The organism is Streptomyces sp. NBC_01591 (assembly GCF_035918155.1).
Lineage (GTDB): Bacteria > Actinomycetota > Actinomycetes > Streptomycetales > Streptomycetaceae > Streptomyces.
Genome location: NZ_CP109327.1, coordinates 1,790,725 through 1,806,429 on the forward strand (window position 1 = coordinate 1,790,725; position 15,705 = coordinate 1,806,429).

Sequence of the window (15,705 nt, forward strand, 5' to 3'; positions counted from 1 at the left end):
CACTGGGGCCCGGCCCGTCACCCCGATTTACATGTCGGGGCTTTATCCGGGGCTCTACTTGTCCTGGGTGCGCGCTCTACGGGTCGAGGTCGTCGCCGGCCCGCTCGTCGAAGATCCGCATGGCCTTGGCGGTCACGGGTCCGGGCGCGCCGGGCAGCTCCCGGTCGTCCACCCGGTGGACGGCCTGCACATTGCGCAGGGTGGAGGTGAGGAAGATCTCCTCGGCCCGCTCCAGGATGTCGAACGGCAGGTCGGTCTCCTGCGCGCCCGTCCACTCCACGGCCAGCGCGCGGGTGATCCCGGCGAGGCAGCCGGAAGCGACCGGCGGGGTGTGCAGCTGCCCGTCGAGGACGACGAAGACGTTGGACCCGGTGCCTTCGCAGAGCTGCCCGGCCGTGTTGGCGAAGAGCGCCTCCGAAGCACCGTGCTCATGGGCCCGCGCGAGGGCGACGACGTTCTCGGCGTACGAAGTGGTCTTGAGCCCGGTGAGCGCACCGCGTTCGTTGCGCGTCCAGGGGACGGTGATCACGGCGGTGGTGTCGGGACGGCGGGCGGCCTCGCCGAGGGCGACGACGAGGCCGGGGCCGGCGTCGCCGCGGTCGGAGCCGAGCGGGGAGAGTCCTCCGGTGTAGGTGATGCGCAGCCTGCCGAGTGCCATCGGGTTGGCGTCGATGACGTCGGCGCAGGCGCGGCGGACCTCGTCGAGGTCGGGGTCGGGGAGTCCGAGGCCGCGGGCCGAGCGGGTCAGCCGGTCGAGGTGGCGGGTGAGGGCGAAGGGCCTGCCGTCGACGGTCCTGACCGTCTCGAAGATGCCGTCCCCCACGGTGAGTCCGTGGTCGAGCACGGACACCCTGGCGTCTTCGGCGTCATGCAGTTCGCCGTTGACCCAAATCCTCATCACGCGGTCCTTCCGGTTGCTTCGTGAGCGCCCGACGCTACAGCGAGCAGTCTGGACGCCTTGAGTTCGGTCTCGTCCCACTCGCGTTCCGGGTCGGAGCCCCAGGTGATGCCGGCCCCGGTACCGAAGCGGAGGACCGGGGCGGTACCGGTCCGGTCGATCCAGAAGGTGCGTATGCCGACGGCGAGCGATGCGGTGCGGCGGTCGGCGTCGACCCAGCCGATGCCTCCGCAGTAGGGCCCGCGCGGTGCGGTCTCCAGCTCCTCGATGATCCTGAGCGCGCTGGACTTGGGTGCCCCCGTGACGGAGCCCGGCGGAAACGCGGCGTCGAGGAGCTCGGGCCAGCCGGCGCCCTCGGCAAGCTCTCCGCGCACGGTCGAGACGAGGTGGACCAGCCCCGGGTGCTTCTCGACCACGCAGAGGTCGGGAACGGTGACCGATCCGGTGGCGCAGACCCGGCCCAGGTCGTTGCGGACCAGGTCGACGATCATCACGTTCTCCGCGTGGTCCTTCTCCAGCAGGTCGTCCTCGGTCCGTCCGGTGCCCTTGATCGGCCCCGACTCGATGGTCCGGCCGTCCCGCTTCAGGAAGAGTTCGGGGGACGCGGTGGCGATCTCCACGCCGTGCGCGGGCAGCCGGATCGTTCCTGCGTACGGGGCGGGGTTGCCGCGGGCCAGCAGCGCGGTCAGCTCGTCCACGTCCGCGGCGCCCGGATCGGGCAGTGGCGCGGTCAGCACCCGGCAGAGGTTGGCCTGGTACACCTCGCCCGCCGCGATGTACTCGCGGATCCGCCGTACGCCCTCGATGTACGCGGCGCGGTCCAGTGACGAGTTCCAGTCACCGGCTGAGGGCCCGCGCCAGGCGCCCCGCACGGGGGCGGGCACCGCCCGGGTACGTACGGAGCCGAAGCGGGCGCAGACGAGGCGGCCCTCGAAATCGGCGGATACGGCCCAGAAGCCGGACGATTCGAGGGCTGCGGGATCACTGGTCACGTCCTGCAGATCGGACGCGACGAGGCCGCCGAAGCGGGCTATCGGAGCGAGGTCGTGCACGCCGTCGAGTCTAGGGCGGCGCGCGATGACCTGCGCCGGGGCAAGCGCACCTCAGCACGCTGCACAAACGCGTTTTTGTACTGGCCCGGGAATCCGCTAGAGTTCAACACGTCGCCGGGACGCGCAAACGGACCGGGAAAGACAAGCGGACGTAGCTCAGTTGGTAGAGCGCAACCTTGCCAAGGTTGAGGTCGCCAGTTCGAACCTGGTCGTCCGCTCGCAGAAAGCGGGGAATCTTCCCGAACCCCCGCTCGTGGTGGAGTGGCCGAGAGGCGAGGCAACGGCCTGCAAAGCCGTATACACGGGTTCAAATCCCGTCTCCACCTCCAAGGACGATTAGCTCAGCGGGAGAGCGCTTCCCTGACACGGAAGAGGTCACTGGTTCAATCCCAGTATCGTCCACTGGTCCGCAAGGATCCCCGCGCGATTAGCTCAGCGGGAGAGCGCTTCCCTGACACGGAAGAGGTCACTGGTTCAATCCCAGTATCGCGCACGCAGTACACGCAGGTTCACCCTGCGCGATTAGCTCAGCGGGAGAGCGCTTCCCTGACACGGAAGAGGTCACTGGTTCAATCCCAGTATCGCGCACCAGCCGAAGCCCCGGTCGTTCCGACGACCGGGGCTTCGTCGTTTCCGGCGTACGGGCGCCGACGCACTGCGGGCCCGGACGGAACGCGTCCGGGCCCGCGGTCAGGCGCTCATCGGTGGCAGCCCGTTCAGGACGAGAAGAGCATGCGGCCGAAGCTCTTGTGCCGGTAGTGACCGCCGTGGCCACCCTGGTGCTGCGGGGCACCCCAGGCGGGCGCCTGGGCGGCCGGGTAGGCCTGCTGCGGGGCCGGCGGCGCGGGCGGGGCCTGCTGCGACCACTGCGCCTCGATGCGGGTGAGGGACTCCAGCTCGCCGTAGTCGAGGAAGATTCCCCGGCAGCCGCTGCACTGCTCGATCTGTATGCCGTTGCGGTTGTACGTGTGCATCTGTGCGTGGCACTTGGGACACTGCATGGTTCGGCTCACTCCTCGCCGTCGGGTCGCCGTCGCCGGAATGCATGCCCGTCGACGGTCGGTTCAGCCTACGACGAGTGTTCGGCGCCCAACTCGGGTGGGAGGGATGCAATTCGGGCACAGGCGTCGATCATCGCCTGTTCCACCTCATCCGGAGTCCGGTCTTCCGCCGCGGACTTGGCGATCGCCAGCGCGGCTACCTGGATGGTCAGGGCGCGGGCCGGGACATCCAGTTCGGGCCAGGGATCGCCCTCGGCGCGCACGGCGGGACCGCCCGCCGCGCGGTAGGCGTCGAGGAAGCGGAGCCAGACCTCGGGGGGCAGGATCCCGGCCGCGTACCAGGCGGCGGGGCGGGCGAGGTCCCAGGCCGGGTCGCCGAGGCCGGCGTCGTCGACGTCGATGAGCAGCCAGGGTCCGTGCGGTGCCGGGTGGCGGACGAGTTGGCCGAGGTGCAGATCGCCGTGGCAGAGGAAGTGCGAACGGTGCGGGGGTGCGGCGGCCTCGTCACGGGCCCAGGCCGGCAGGCGGTGCCAGGCTTCGAGTACGGGGACGGTGGCCGGGTCGCCCGGCCGGGCGGCGTGCATCCGGGCAACGGCGAGCGCGGCCTTCGCGGGGCCCCGCATGGGCGGGAGCGCGAGGGAGTGGGGGGCCGGGGTGCGGTGCAGCCCGGCCAGCAGAACGGCGGCCTCTTCCCAGGGGGCGGCGTCGGGGTCGCCGGGGTCTACGGGCCGGCCGTGGGGCCAGAGGGTGACGGGGCGGTCGCAGAGGGTGGCGGGACAGGGTTTCAGCGGGGCGAGCAGGATGCCGGTGAGGTGCGGGTCGTTCGCGAGGGTCAGGCGGCTGAGCAGGCCAGGGGTGTCCGTGCCGGGGGCGTGGGCCTTGGCGACGACGGCCCCGCTGCGGACCACCGTGCCGTCCGCCCGGTCCGCGAGCACCGTCGGGGGCGGACAGGCGCAGGGGTCCTCGGGGTGTTCATGGGCGGCCCGGTGGGCGAGATCGCCCAGCGCGCTTACGACTGCGGTGGTCACGGTCTCCCCCGGTGGCGAACAGGTGCGGCGGCCCGATCCGCACCGGGCCCGCCGATGAGCGTACGCGCGCCGGGAAGAGTCGCGGACGGCGAGATCGTCACTGCGCCGCGAAGGACCCCGGAAAGCGCGATGTCCGGTCAGCTCCCCAGCTGACCGGACAAACGCTGCCGTCCGCCGCACCCCCGTCCCCACGGGGTTGTTGGCCGGATGTCCCGGTCCGGACCGCTCTTCCGGACCCGGGGCGCCGCTCAGCGCCCCAGCATCATGCCCACGGACGACGCCTGTGTGACCACTGCTTCCCAGCCGCCGAAGACGACTACGAGCAGGGCCGCCAGAGGAAGAACCATTGCTGTCGCCACGAGTGGGTGGCGCCTGCCGGACGACGGGCGGCCGCCGAACGAGGCATGGCCCCTGCGTCCCGTGCGGATCGTGGTCCGCGTTGCCGTGTCCGCCATGGTTCCTCTCCTGACTCGAATTGGGGCGGCGGGCGTGTGACCTCGGGGGACGAGTTTTGCGCCCGCCGCTTGACTTCAACATTAGGGATGCGCGGGGCGGGGGTCGTCATGCCCGCGTACCGATTGCCGGGCCTCCCGAAGGATGAGCCCCGGGCCGTCGGCGTACTCCCCTGGGTGGAGACCGGGCGCGTGATCCCGGGGACATCCCGGAGGGGGTGGCCGCGTGGGCAGCTGACTTCGCGCGGCGCCGGGGTCGTCGGAGTGCGCGGCCCACCGGTGCGCCCGGCCGCGGCCACCGTGACTTCACTCACCCTTCCCTCCCCCGGTTCCCGGCAGTCGGCCCCGGTGTGCCGACGGGGGCCGCGGGTGCCCGTCCGGGCCGGAGTCCGCACCCGCACGGCCGGATGCCGGGTGCGGCCCCAACCCCCCGTCGCCACAACCGCCTTGGGGTCCGGACCCGTCCGGCACGGGACCCGCCCCGGCCTCATGACCCGTCATGGAGCGCGCCGCGCACCGACAATCGATCGACCGGTGAGGGCGCGGCCTCTGAGCACCCCGGGCGCCGGGTACGTAAGCTGTGCCTCGTCAGGCGGACCAGGCAGCGGGGATGGGCAGACATGGCGATGATGCGGCTCCGGCGCGAGGACCCGCGTGTCGTCGGCTCGTTCAGGCTGCACCGGCGGCTCGGGGCGGGCGGCATGGGGGTCGTCTACCTGGGTTCGGACCGGCGGGGCCAGCGGGTGGCGCTGAAGGTGATCCGCCCGGACCTGGCGGAGGACCAGGAGTTCCGCTCCCGCTTCGCGCGCGAGGTGTCCGCCGCGCGGCGGATCCGCGGCGGCTGCACGGCGCGTCTGGTCGCCGCCGATCTGGAGGCGGACCGTCCGTGGTTCGCCACGCAGTATGTTCCCGGACCCTCGCTGCACGACAAGGTGGCCGGGGAGGGTCCGCTGTCGGCGGCCGAGGTGGCCTCGATCGGGGCCGCGCTCTCCGAGGGCCTGGTCGCGGTGCACGAGGCCGGTGTCGTCCACCGTGACCTGAAGCCGTCGAACATCCTTCTCTCCCCCAAGGGCCCCCGGATCATCGACTTCGGGATCGCCTGGGCGACCGGGGCCTCCACCCTCACCCATGTCGGTACGGCGGTGGGCTCGCCGGGATTCCTCGCACCCGAGCAGGTGCGCGGCGCGGCCGTGACGCCCGCGACCGATGTGTTCTCGCTCGGTGCCACGCTCGCGTACGCGGCCATGGCCGACTCGCCCTTCGGGCACGGCAGTTCCGAGGTGATGCTGTACCGCGTGGTGCACGAGGAGCCTCAGTTGCACGACGTGCACGACGCGCTTGCACCGCTGGTGAGCGCCTGCCTGGCGAAGGATCCCGAGGACCGACCGAGCACGCTCCAACTCTCCATGCGGCTCAAGGAGATCGCGGCGCGGGAGGCACAGGGGCTGCACGAGAGCCGGCCGCCCGTGCAGCGCTCGGCACAGGAGCTGGACCGGCCGACCGGTCGTCTCGGCGGCCCGTACACCGAGCAGCAGACGCGGCGTGCGGCTCCTCCCGCGCCCCGTCAGCAGAAGCAGAAGCAACCGCACGGCAGCAGGCCGTCCACGTCGTCGCGGGCCGGGTCGCCCCGGACCGGTGGTTCGCGCCCCCAGCAGCATCAGCCGCCGCGCAACACCACCCGCTCCGGCAAGCGACCGCAGGGTACGAACGGGACGAACGGCCGGCCGGGTACGCGGCCCGGGGCCCGTACGACTTCGTCGGGGCTGCGGCCCGCCAATCCGCGGCTGCTGCGGCAGCGGCTCGTCGTCTTCGTCGTGGTGACGCTGCTGGTGGCGCTCGGCATCGCGGCGGCCCAGGGCTGCCAGGGGCCTTCCCGCGGTCTGGGTACGGATCCGGGCCGCAGCCAGACGCAGACCCAGAACGAGACCCCGTCCCAGGGCCGGCAGCTCCAGTAGCCGGTCAGTTCTGCGGGCGTCCCGATGCCACCGCGTAGAACGCGACCGCCGCGGCCGCTCCCACGTTGAGCGAGTCGACGCCGTGCGCCATCGGGATGCGTACCCATTCGTCGGCGGCGACCAGGGCCCGGGTGGACAGCCCGTCGCCTTCGGCGCCCAGCATCAGCGCCACCCTGTCCATCCGGTGCGGTGCCGCCTCGTCGATGCTGCCGGCCTTTTCGTCCGGGGTCAGCGCGAGAAGCCTGAAGCCCGCTTCCCGTACGGTCTCCAGGTCCTTGGGCCAGGTGCCGAGACGGGCGTAGGGGACGGAGAAGACCGCGCCCATCGAGACCTTGACGGAGCGCCGGTAGAGCGGGTCGGCGCAGTCCGGGGAGAGCAGCACGGCGTCCATGCCGAGGGCGGCGGCGCTGCGGAAGATCGCCCCGATGTTGGTGTGGTCGTTGACGGCCTCCATGACGACCACCCTGCGGGCCGTCGTCAGCAGTTCCTCGGCCGTCGGCAGCGGCTTGCGCTGCATCGAGGCGAGGGCGCCGCGGTGGACGTGGTAGCCGGTGACGCGCTCGGCGAGCTCGGGGCTGACCGCGTACACCGGGGCCGGGACCTCGTCGATGACGTCCCGCATCAGGTCGACCCACTTCGCCGAGAGCAGCATCGACCGCATCTCGTACCCGGCTTGCCTGGCACGTCTGATGACCTTCTCGCCCTCGGCGATGAAGAGGCCCTCGGCGGGCTCCCGCCTGCGCCGGAGTTCGACATCGGTCAGTCCGGTGTAGTCGCGCAGTCGGGGGTCGTCGGGGTCGTCGACGGTGATGAGATCAGCCACGGGTTCGATACTGCCTTGTCCGGTGTGTGGTGCCAACGGCTCGGGAGAAGATCCGTTACCGCTGGTTACTCGGCGGGGGTGCGGGGCGGCGTCCTGGCCGGCTAGTCGGCGGGGAGCGGTGCGGCGCCCGTGCCGACCGCGACGACGTCGCCGATGACGATGACCGCGGGGGGACGTACGTCCTCGGCGGCGGCCCGTTCGGCGACGGTCGCCAGGGTCGCGTCGACGCGGCGCTGGGATGCCGTGGTGCCTTCCTGGACCAGGGCGACCGGAGTGTCGGGGGACTTGCCGTGGGCGACGAGGGCCTTGGCGATGGCGCCGATCTTGTCGACGGCCATCAGCAGCACGAGGGTGCCGCGCAGCCGGGCGAGCGCCGCCCAGTCGACCAGCGAGCGCTCGTCGTCGGGGGCGACATGACCGCTGACGACGGTGAACTCATGGGCGACCCCGCGGTGGGTGACGGGGATTCCGGCCGCGCCCGGTACGGAGATCGAGCTGGAGATGCCGGGGACGACGGTGCACGGGATACCTTCGGCGGCGAGCGCCTGCGCCTCCTCCATGCCCCGGCCGAAGACGAACGGGTCGCCGCCCTTGAGCCGTACGACGGCCTTGCCCGCCTTGGCGTGCTCGATGAGCGCCTGGTTGATCGCCTCCTGCGCCATGAAGCGGCCGTACGGGATCTTCGCCGCGTCGATCACCTCGACGTGCGGCGGCAGTTCGTCGAGCAGGTCGCGCGGGCCGAGCCGGTCGGCGATGACCACGTCGGCCTCGGCGAGGAGGCGACGGCCGCGCACGGTGATCAGGTCGGGGTCGCCGGGACCGCCGCCGACCAGGGAGACACCGGGGGTGGGCCGGGTGCGGTGGTGCGGGGCGGCGAGCGTGCCGTCGCGCAGTCCCTCGACGATGGCGTCGCGGACGGCGGCGGAGTGGCGCGGGTCGCGGCCCTGGGCGTCGGTGGAGAGGACGGCGACGGTCACGCCCTCGCTGCGGCCGGTGGCCGGGGTCCAGGCGGTGGCCACGTCGGCGTTGTCGCTGCGCACGCACCAGGTACGGGTGCGCTCGGCCTCGGCGGACGCGGCGTCGTTCGCGGCGTCGTCGTCGGAGGCGATGAGCGCGTACCAGGTGTCGGCCAGGTCCCCGTCCTCGTACCGGCGGCGCTCCCAGCGGATCTCACCGGCGTCGGCCATCGCCTCGACGGACGGGGTCGCGGACGGCGATACGAGGGTGATGTCGGCGCCTGCGGCGATGAGCGCGGGGAGGCGGCGCTGCGCGACCTGGCCGCCGCCTACGACGACGACGCGGCGCCCGCTCAGGCGCAGTCCGACGGGGTACGCGGGGTGATCGGCGTGCTCGGCCATGGCGGTGCGGACTCCTCGTGCAATGCGGGTGCGGGCCGCTGCGGCGGTGGAGCGGCTGTGACGTGCGGTTTTGTGGGGCGTGGGTCCACGATACGGGGTGCGCCGGGGGTGTGGCGGGCTGCGGTTTTCAAGCCCCTTTGGCGATTGAGGAGCGGGGGTCCGGGGGCAGGGCCCCCGAATCCCGGGCTCCGGCCTACTTCTCCGTCACGCCTGCCGAGTCGAACGTCGCGACCTCGTGCATCGCGCGCGCCGCGCTCTGCACGATCGGGAGCGCCAGCAGCGCCCCGGTGCCTTCGCCGAGGCGGAGGTCGAGGTCGACCAGCGGGCGCAGGCCCAGCTTGTTGAGCGCGGCGACATGGCCGGGCTCGGCGCTGCGGTGGCCCGCGATGCAGGCGGCGAGGGCCTCGGGGGCGATCGCCCGGGCGACCAGGGCCGCGGCACCCGCGCTGACGCCGTCCAGGATGACCGGCGTACGGAGCGAGGCGCCGCCCAGCAGGAAGCCCGCCATCGCGGCGTGCTCCAGGCCGCCGACCGCGGCGAGTACACCGATCGGGTCGGCCGGGTCGGGCTGGTGGAGTTCGAGGGCCCGGCGGACCACGTCCACCTTGCGGGCGTGCATCTCGTCGTTGATGCCGGTGCCGCGACCGGTCACCTCGGCCGGGTCCATGCCCGTGTACACGCAGATCAACGCGGCCGACGCCGTGGTGTTGGCGATCCCCATCTCACCGGTGAGCAGGCCCTTGTTGCCTGCCGCGACCAGATCGCGGGCGGTCTCGATGCCGACCTCGATCGCCGCGAGCACCTCTTCGCGGGTGAGCGCGGGGCCGGTCGTGAAGTCGGCCGTTCCGGCGCGCACCTTGCGGGGCAGGAGGCCGGGCGTCGCGGGCAGTTCCATGGCCACGCCGACGTCGACCACGCACACCTCGGCGCCCACCTGGGCCGCGAAGGCGTTGCAGACCGCGCCGCCGCCGAGGAAGTTGGCGACCATCTGGCCGGTGACCTCCTGCGGCCAGGCCGTGACGCCCTGGGCGTGCACCCCGTGGTCGCCCGCGAAGATCGCGACGGCCGCGGGCTCCGGAATCGGCGGCGGGCACATCCGGGAGAGCCCGGACAGCTGTGCCGAGATGATCTCCAGCATGCCGAGCGCGCCGGCGGGCTTGGTCATCCGCTTCTGGCGTTCCCACGCCTCGCCGAGCGCCTTGGCATCCAGCGGACGGATGTTGGAGATGGTCTCCTGCAGCAGGTCGTGCGGCTCCTCGCCGGGCAGGGCACGGCGGCCGTAGGTCTCCTCGTGGACGACCCAGGACAGCGGGCGGCGCTTGGACCAGCCCGCCTGCATCAGCTCGGGCTCCTCGGGGAACTCGTCGACGTATCCGACGCACAGGTAGGCGACGACTTCGAGATGCTCGGGCAGACCCAGGGCCCGGACCATCTCGCGCTCGTCGAAGAAGCTGACCCAGCCGACGCCGAGTCCCTCGGCGCGCGCGGCGAGCCACAGGTTCTCGACGGCGAGCGCGGAGGAGTACGGGGCCATCTGCGGCTGGGTGTGCCGGCCGAGGGTGTGGCGGCCGCCGCGGGTGGGGTCGGCGGTGACGACGATGTTCACCGGGGTGTCGAGGATGGCCTCGATCTTCAGTTCCTTGAACTGCTTGGCCCGGCCCTTGGGCAGCGACTTGGCGTACGCGTCCCGCTGACGCTGTGCCAGTTCGTGCATGGAGCGACGGGTCTCCGCCGAGCGGATGACGACGAAGTCCCAGGGCTGCGAGTGGCCGACGCTGGGCGCCGTGTGCGCGGCTTCGAGGACCCGGAGCAGAACCTCGTGCGGGATGGGGTCGCTGCGGAAGCCGTTACGGACGTCGCGGCGCTCCCGCATGACGCGGAGCACCGCCTCGCGCTCGGCGTCGTCGTAGCCGGGGGCCGGCGGGCCGGCGGGAGCCGCGGCCTCGTCGGACTCGGACGCCTCGGACGCCTCGGGGGCCTCCGCTTCAGGGGCTTCCGGCTCCGGGGCCGGGGCCGCCTCGCCGGGCTCCTGCGTCCGGGCTTCGGGCTGTACGGATTCCACGTGCCCGGCCTCCGTGGTCTCCGTGGCCTCCTTGGTCTCCGTCGCCGCCGCTGCGGGCTCTGCGGGAGCGACGGCTTCCACGATGTCCGCGGGGGCCGTGATGTCCGGGGTCTCGATGACCTCCGGGCCCTGTTCGGGCTCCGGCTCGGGCACCGTCAGGACCTCGGCCTCGGCCTCGGGCGCGGGCGCGGGGACGGGAGTGGATACGGAAGCAGGAACCGGCTCGGGTGCTTCGGCGGGCGCGACGTCCGTCACGGGCTCGACGACCTCGGCGTTCGCTGTGGGCTCGACCGGCTCAACAGGCACGACCGGCTCAGCGTTCACGGCGGGCCCGGAAGGCTCGACGACTCCCCCGGCCACCACGGGCTCCACGGCCTCTGCGGCGTCCGGCTGGGAGGTCTGTGCGGGCTCCACGGCGATCGCCACGGGCTCAGCCACGGGCTCGGGCTCAGCCACGGGCGCGACCTCGGCCTCGGCTGCGGGCTCCGCCTCGACGGTCTGCTCGACCACGGGTGTCGGAGCCAGGTGCGGAGTTGTCGGCACCGAACCCTCCACGGGCACGAACTGGCCCATGGGAACGGCTTCCGCGGTGTCCTGCGGAGCGATCGCTTCGGCGGGCGCCCCGGCATCGACGGGAACTTCGGCCGGAGCCTCGACCGCTGCCGCGACCTCGGCCTCGGCGTGGATCCCGGCGGGCGTCCCGACCGCGGCCGGTACCGGCTCGGCGGCGGGAGCGACCACGGCCTCCGGCACCACGACCGTAGCCGCCTGAACCGGCTGCGCCGCCGGTACCGGCTCGGCGACGGGCTCGGCGACCGGCTCAGGAACGCCCGATTCTGCTGCCACCGGTGCGGCCTCCGGCTGCGGCGCCGGGGCCTGGGCCGCCCACGGGCTGCCGCCCTGCGGCAGGATCTCGCCGAGCTGCGGGCCCGGCAGTGCGGACGCGTCGTCACCCGGCATCTCGAAGTACTCCGGGCCGGTGGTCGGCGGCCCGGCATGCCTGGCGGGGACCTGGGTCCGGGCCTGCGCCTGGGGCGCGCCCGCGGGTCCGCGGTCGGCGAGCGAACGCACCACTCCGCCGGTCGGCGTCCCGCCGTAGGACGGCGTGCCGTCGGCCGCGACCGGGCCGCGGTGCAGCGGTCGGCGCACCGGCGTCTGGGGCTGGCCCTGGGCCTGGGCCGCCGGAGCGGGTGCCGGGGTGGGCGACGGAATGCGTACGCCCGTCAGGTCGACCGAACCGGAGTCGCGGCCACCGGACTCGTGCGTCCCCTGGCCGGTCCCGGGCAGCGGCTCCGCCACCGCCTGCTGAGCGGCGTACGCGTCCACGGTCTGTACCTCGACGGGCTCCTCTACCTGGACCTGGACGGGGCCCTGGGGCTGCGCGGGGGCCTCGCCGGCCGACTGGGCATAGGGCTGTGCCACGGGCTGCGCCTGGTAGGCACCCTGTCCGGGCAGCGGCGCCTGAGCGACGGCGCCCTCGGGGTACTGGCCGGGGGCCGGAACGGCCTGCGGGTCACTCCAGGCACCCTGGGGGCTCGGCATCAGGAGGAGGTCGTCGTCCTCGGAGACATGCTCGGAGGGAGCGAGGTAGGTGTAGGCATCCGGGGCGGCGATGCCCGGCTGCTCCACCGTGCCTGCGTTCTCCGGCAGTCCCTCACCCGGGATCTGGCCGGTGTCACTCATGCGTACCCCTCGCCCATCGTCAGTGCTCCTTCGGCCCTTCGCCCGGGACGCCCGAACACGGCACGCCGGTGCTCGTCAACAAGAACGAGCGGGCACGCCGCGCGGCACGAATCGGTCGCGGGCATACTGCATTCTCGCGGCCGTTCGCCGCCGCGGCAGCTCATTTCGCCACGGCCCGCTGTGGACTGCGCCACGTCGCGCGTCCCCCGGTTCTGCCGTACCACAACGGGGGCCAAAACGGTCCCCTTTTCCGGACATTGACGAACGAAGCGACGAACGTCCGGGCGCGGTGCAACGATCGGCCAGCCTACCTCCCGCTGTACGCCGACCGGGTCACGGGGCGAGGTCGGAACGCAGCGCCGAGAGGAGAAACACGACCGAGCGTTCGCGCTCCGACCATGCGGCCGTGTCGAGTTCGACGGACTGGAGGAGCGAGCACCGGACGGTGTACCCGTTCCCGCCCAGGGCGGCGCCGAGCGCCTCGGCCTCGTCCCGCGTCGACGCATGGGTCACGATGCGCTCCGGCCGCCGTTCGGTGACGGCGGTGACGACAGGGACTCCGCCGCCGCCGATCCGTACGACGTCGGGTTCCGGCAGTCGTTCCAGCACATGGGGGGCCCGGCCCTCGACGACCTGGAGTTGGACTCCGAACGCCCGCGCCGCCGCCGCGGTACGGGCGCAGGCAACCGGGTCGCTGTCGACCGCCAGGACCGCCGCCCCGAAGCGGGCGGCCTCCACGGCCAGGGCCCCGCTGCCGGAGCCGATGTCCCAGAGGAGGTCGCCGGTCCGGGGGCCCAGGCGGGCCAGTTGGGCGGCGCGCAGCCCCGGGGACTCGCCTTCGCCGCTCTCCGCGCCGGTCTCGGTGGCACCGCCCGCGTATGCCTCCGTGGGCAGTGCCCAGCCGCGCACGCCACCGGGGTAGGAGGGGCGGCGGCCGGCGATCCAGGCGCCGGTGGCCTGTGGTTCGGGTCCGCCGCCGATGACGATGACCACGTTGGGATCGCGCCAGACGTGGTCGGCGGCCTTGTCGGAGGTGACGACGGTGACCTGTTCGCGGGCGGTGCCGAGTTCCTCGCAGATGACGAAGGTGCGGTGGACGCCTTCGAGGAGCAGGGCGAGTTCGGCGGGGCCCGCGCCGGGCGAGGTGAGAACGGCGACCTTGTGGTGGGCGCGGCAGACGTTGACGGCGCGGCGCAGGGTGCGGGGGTGGGCGACGACCGTCCGGGCGTCCTCCCACGGCATTCCCGCGCGGGCGAACGCGGCGGCGACGGAGGAAACGGCCGGGACGACCTCGACCTCCAGTCCGTGTTCTGGTGCGCGGAGGTTGCGTACGACGCCGAAGAAGCCGGGGTCGCCGTCGGCGAGGACCACGGCGCTGCCGCGGTGGCCGGCGATCCGACGGGCGGCCAGGTCGATGGAGCCCAGGCGGATGCGTTCGGCGTTCGCCGGGACTTCGGGAAGTGCGAGGTGGTGGGCGGCTCCGGCGACGAGCGTGGCGGCCGAGAGGGCAGCCGTGGCCGCTCCGGTCAGTGGCGAGCCGTCCCAGCCGATCACGGTGACCCGATCGGCCATCTGTCGTCAGTCTCCTGGAGTCGTCGCAGGTGGGGATGTTGGTGAGGGGTGAGCAGGGTGAGAGTACCCGGTCCGTACCAACAGGGTGTCAGGGCCCCTTCGAGGGGTCAGTTCCAGTCGTTGTAGGCGCCGTAGCCGCCCGCGTCGGCGAGCTGCTCGGCAACACCTTCGAGGTCCTCGGGAAGCAGGCCCCAGACGATCAGGTCGGTCCTGATGTCGGTCCAGCCTCCGTCCGTGCCGTTCTCGGTCCGGGTCCGCGCTATCCGGGCGTTGCGCAGGACTCCCTCGCTGATGCAGCCGAGCTTCTGGGCGACCTGCTGAGAGGCGGTGTTGTCGGCGGCGGTGCGCAGTTCGATGCGCTCGAAGCCCTGGTCGCGGAAGAGCCACTGGGCCACTGCCAGCACGGACTCGGTGGCGTATCCCTCGCCGCGGGCCCAGGGGGCGGTGATGTAGGCGGCCTCGGTGGCGCGGGTGCGCCAGTCGGTGTTGCGGAGCCGGACCGAGCCGACGAGCCGCTGGGTGAGGAATTCGGTGACGGCGAGGACGATGCCGTCACCGGTGGTGCGCTGGGCGGGTGCGATCCTGCGGATCCAGCGTTCGGCGTCGACCTGGGTGTAGGGGTGCGGGGCTTCGGTCCAGGCGATGACGAGTTCGTCGTTCATCATCTCGATGTACGCGGGGACGTCCGCCATGTCGAAGGGGCGCAGCACCAACCGATCCGTGCTGATGGAGATGTCCGGAAAGGTGGAAGTCATGCGCAGCTCCATGCCGAAGACCGTTAAAGGCACAGCATGCAGCATCGGGCCGGTGCTGTGCATGGGCGGGTCCGCACGGCGGAGCCCCGCGCCCCCTCGGTGGGGTGCGCGGGGCTCGTCGGACAAATGCCGTGCGGGTGTCAGGACTTGGCGGCGGTGCCGAAGGCCGGGACGATGGAGCCCTGGTAGGTGTCCTCGATGAACTTCTTGACCTCGTCGGAGTGCAGGAGCTCCACGAGCTTCTGGACGCGGGCGTCCTTCTCGTTGCCCTCCTTCACCGCGATGATGTTGGCGTAGGGGTTGCCGTCGGCCTTTTCGAGCACCAGGGAGTCCTTGGCGGGCTTCAGGTCGGCCTCGATCGCGTAGTTGCCGTTGATGACGGCGGCGTCGACGTCGTTCAGGGCGCGGGGCACGGTGGCGGCCTCCAGTTCCTTGAACTCCAGGCCCTTCTTGTCGGTGATGTCGCTCAGCTTGGCGCCGGTGCCGACGCCGTCCTTGAGGGTGATGAGGCCGTTCTCGGCGAGGAGCTGGAGGGCGCGGCCCTCGTTGGTGGTGTCGTTGGGGACGGCGACGGTCTGGCCGGCCTTGATGTCCTTCAGGTCCTTGACCTTCTTGGAGTACAGGCCGAGGGGCTCCAGGTGGACGGTGCCGACCGAGACGAGGTGGGTGTTCTTCTTCTTGTTGAAGTCGTCGAGGTACGGCTGGTGCTGGAAGAAGTTGGCGTCGACCTGGCCGGTCTCGGTGGCGGTGTTCGGCAGGACGTAGTCCGTGAACTCCTTGACCTCCAGCTTGAGGCCCGCCTTCTCGGCAAGGTTCTTCTTGACGAAGTCCAGGATGTCGGCGTGCGGCGTCGGGGACGCGGCGACGACGAGCGCCTTGGAGGTGTCGGCCTTGGCACCGGTCTCGCTCTTGGCGCCCGGGTCGGACGACGTGCCGCAGGCGGTGAGGCCGAAGGCGAGGGCGGCGGTGGCGGCGGCAGCTGCGGTGATCTTGATGTTCTTACGCACGAAAAGTGCCTCTTTCTGGTGGTGATGGTGGTGCGCCCGGACAAGGAGTTCGGGCTTGT

At 72.3% G+C, this 15,705-nt stretch carries 12 protein-coding genes and 5 tRNA genes; 6 read left to right on the plus strand and 11 right to left on the minus strand.

Features of this window, described 5'->3' with window-relative positions:
• Nucleotides 1-76: 76 nt before the first annotated feature.
• Together OG978_RS08335 and OG978_RS08340 are read right to left on the minus strand one after the other, a co-directional pair.
• Entirely contained in the window at nucleotides 77-898 is an 822-nt protein-coding gene (locus tag OG978_RS08335) for an aminotransferase class IV (protein ID WP_326764581.1), read from the minus strand.
• On the minus strand, nucleotides 898-1,950 hold the full coding sequence (locus tag OG978_RS08340) for a chorismate-binding protein (RefSeq protein ID WP_326764582.1): 1,053 nt from the start codon (nucleotides 1,948-1,950) through the stop codon (nucleotides 898-900). Before OG978_RS08340 ends, OG978_RS08335 begins: the two co-directional genes overlap by 1 nt.
• A gap of 145 nt (nucleotides 1,951-2,095) precedes the next feature.
• Between OG978_RS08340 and OG978_RS08345 the strand changes: the two genes are divergently transcribed.
• The 5 genes from OG978_RS08345 (at nucleotide 2,096) to OG978_RS08365 (ending at nucleotide 2,541) form a co-directional block, all read left to right on the plus strand.
• Nucleotides 2,096-2,168, plus strand: a tRNA-Gly gene (locus tag OG978_RS08345).
• Nucleotides 2,169-2,205: 37 nt separating this feature from the next.
• A tRNA-Cys gene (locus tag OG978_RS08350) sits at nucleotides 2,206-2,279 on the plus strand.
• Nucleotide 2,280: 1 nt separating this feature from the next.
• A tRNA-Val gene (locus OG978_RS08355) sits at nucleotides 2,281-2,352 on the plus strand.
• A 19-nt stretch (nucleotides 2,353-2,371) separates the two neighbouring features.
• Nucleotides 2,372-2,443 (plus strand) — tRNA-Val (locus tag OG978_RS08360).
• A 23-nt stretch (nucleotides 2,444-2,466) separates the two neighbouring features.
• A tRNA-Val gene (locus OG978_RS08365) sits at nucleotides 2,467-2,541 on the plus strand.
• A 125-nt stretch (nucleotides 2,542-2,666) separates the two neighbouring features.
• Here OG978_RS08365 and OG978_RS08370 read toward each other — a convergent pair.
• The 3 genes from OG978_RS08370 to OG978_RS08380 form a co-directional block, all read right to left on the minus strand.
• Nucleotides 2,667-2,951 (minus strand): TFIIB-type zinc ribbon-containing protein, encoded by a 285-nt coding sequence (locus OG978_RS08370; protein WP_326764583.1) that lies wholly within the window; start codon nucleotides 2,949-2,951, stop codon nucleotides 2,667-2,669.
• Between the two features lie 68 nt (nucleotides 2,952-3,019).
• The gene (locus tag OG978_RS08375) at nucleotides 3,020-3,979 is read right to left on the minus strand and encodes a phosphotransferase family protein (RefSeq protein WP_326764584.1); all 960 of its coding nucleotides are present in this window, start codon (nucleotides 3,977-3,979) and stop codon (nucleotides 3,020-3,022) included.
• A gap of 248 nt (nucleotides 3,980-4,227) precedes the next feature.
• Nucleotides 4,228-4,434: a hypothetical protein gene (locus OG978_RS08380; RefSeq protein WP_326764585.1), complete on the minus strand. Its 207-nt coding sequence runs from the start codon at nucleotides 4,432-4,434 to the stop codon at nucleotides 4,228-4,230.
• 617 nt (nucleotides 4,435-5,051) lie between these two features.
• Here OG978_RS08380 and OG978_RS08385 point away from each other — a divergent pair.
• Entirely contained in the window at nucleotides 5,052-6,386 is a 1,335-nt protein-coding gene (locus OG978_RS08385) for a serine/threonine-protein kinase (protein ID WP_326764586.1), read from the plus strand.
• A 4-nt stretch (nucleotides 6,387-6,390) separates the two neighbouring features.
• On the opposite strand, the gene OG978_RS08390 is transcribed toward OG978_RS08385, so the two are convergent.
• The 6 genes from OG978_RS08390 to OG978_RS08415 form a co-directional block, all read right to left on the minus strand.
• Entirely contained in the window at nucleotides 6,391-7,209 is an 819-nt protein-coding gene (locus tag OG978_RS08390; protein WP_326764587.1) for a TrmH family RNA methyltransferase, read from the minus strand.
• 101 nt (nucleotides 7,210-7,310) lie between these two features.
• Complete coding sequence (gene cobA / locus OG978_RS08395) at nucleotides 7,311-8,567, minus strand: uroporphyrinogen-III C-methyltransferase (protein ID WP_326764588.1); 1,257 nt, start codon at nucleotides 8,565-8,567, stop codon at nucleotides 7,311-7,313.
• 193 nt (nucleotides 8,568-8,760) lie between these two features.
• On the minus strand, nucleotides 8,761-12,312 hold the full coding sequence (cobT, locus tag OG978_RS08400) for a nicotinate-nucleotide--dimethylbenzimidazole phosphoribosyltransferase (RefSeq protein ID WP_326764589.1): 3,552 nt from the start codon (nucleotides 12,310-12,312) through the stop codon (nucleotides 8,761-8,763).
• Between the two features lie 333 nt (nucleotides 12,313-12,645).
• A complete protein-coding gene (gene cbiE / locus OG978_RS08405) occupies nucleotides 12,646-13,884 on the minus strand; it encodes a precorrin-6y C5,15-methyltransferase (decarboxylating) subunit CbiE (RefSeq protein WP_326764590.1) in 1,239 nt (412 codons plus the stop codon).
• A gap of 107 nt (nucleotides 13,885-13,991) precedes the next feature.
• The gene (locus OG978_RS08410) at nucleotides 13,992-14,639 is read right to left on the minus strand and encodes a GNAT family N-acetyltransferase (RefSeq protein ID WP_326764591.1); all 648 of its coding nucleotides are present in this window, start codon (nucleotides 14,637-14,639) and stop codon (nucleotides 13,992-13,994) included.
• Between the two features lie 140 nt (nucleotides 14,640-14,779).
• On the minus strand, nucleotides 14,780-15,646 hold the full coding sequence (locus tag OG978_RS08415; protein WP_326764592.1) for a MetQ/NlpA family ABC transporter substrate-binding protein: 867 nt from the start codon (nucleotides 15,644-15,646) through the stop codon (nucleotides 14,780-14,782).
• Nucleotides 15,647-15,705: the final 59 nt, after the last annotated feature.

Coding starts and splice junctions, on each gene's coding strand:
- OG978_RS08335 (WP_326764581.1), bottom strand. CDS start 898: ATGAGGATTTGGGTCAACGGCGAACTGCATGACGCCGAAGACGCCAGG.
- OG978_RS08370 (WP_326764583.1), bottom strand. CDS start 2,951: ATGCAGTGTCCCAAGTGCCACGCACAGATGCACACGTACAACCGCAAC.
- OG978_RS08380 (WP_326764585.1), bottom strand. CDS start 4,434: ATGGCGGACACGGCAACGCGGACCACGATCCGCACGGGACGCAGGGGC.
- OG978_RS08385 (WP_326764586.1), top strand. CDS start 5,052: ATGGCGATGATGCGGCTCCGGCGCGAGGACCCGCGTGTCGTCGGCTCG.
- cobA (WP_326764588.1), bottom strand. CDS start 8,567: ATGGCCGAGCACGCCGATCACCCCGCGTACCCCGTCGGACTGCGCCTG.
- cobT (WP_326764589.1), bottom strand. CDS start 12,312: ATGAGTGACACCGGCCAGATCCCGGGTGAGGGACTGCCGGAGAACGCA.
- cbiE (WP_326764590.1), bottom strand. CDS start 13,884: ATGGCCGATCGGGTCACCGTGATCGGCTGGGACGGCTCGCCACTGACC.
- OG978_RS08410 (WP_326764591.1), bottom strand. CDS start 14,639: ATGACTTCCACCTTTCCGGACATCTCCATCAGCACGGATCGGTTGGTG.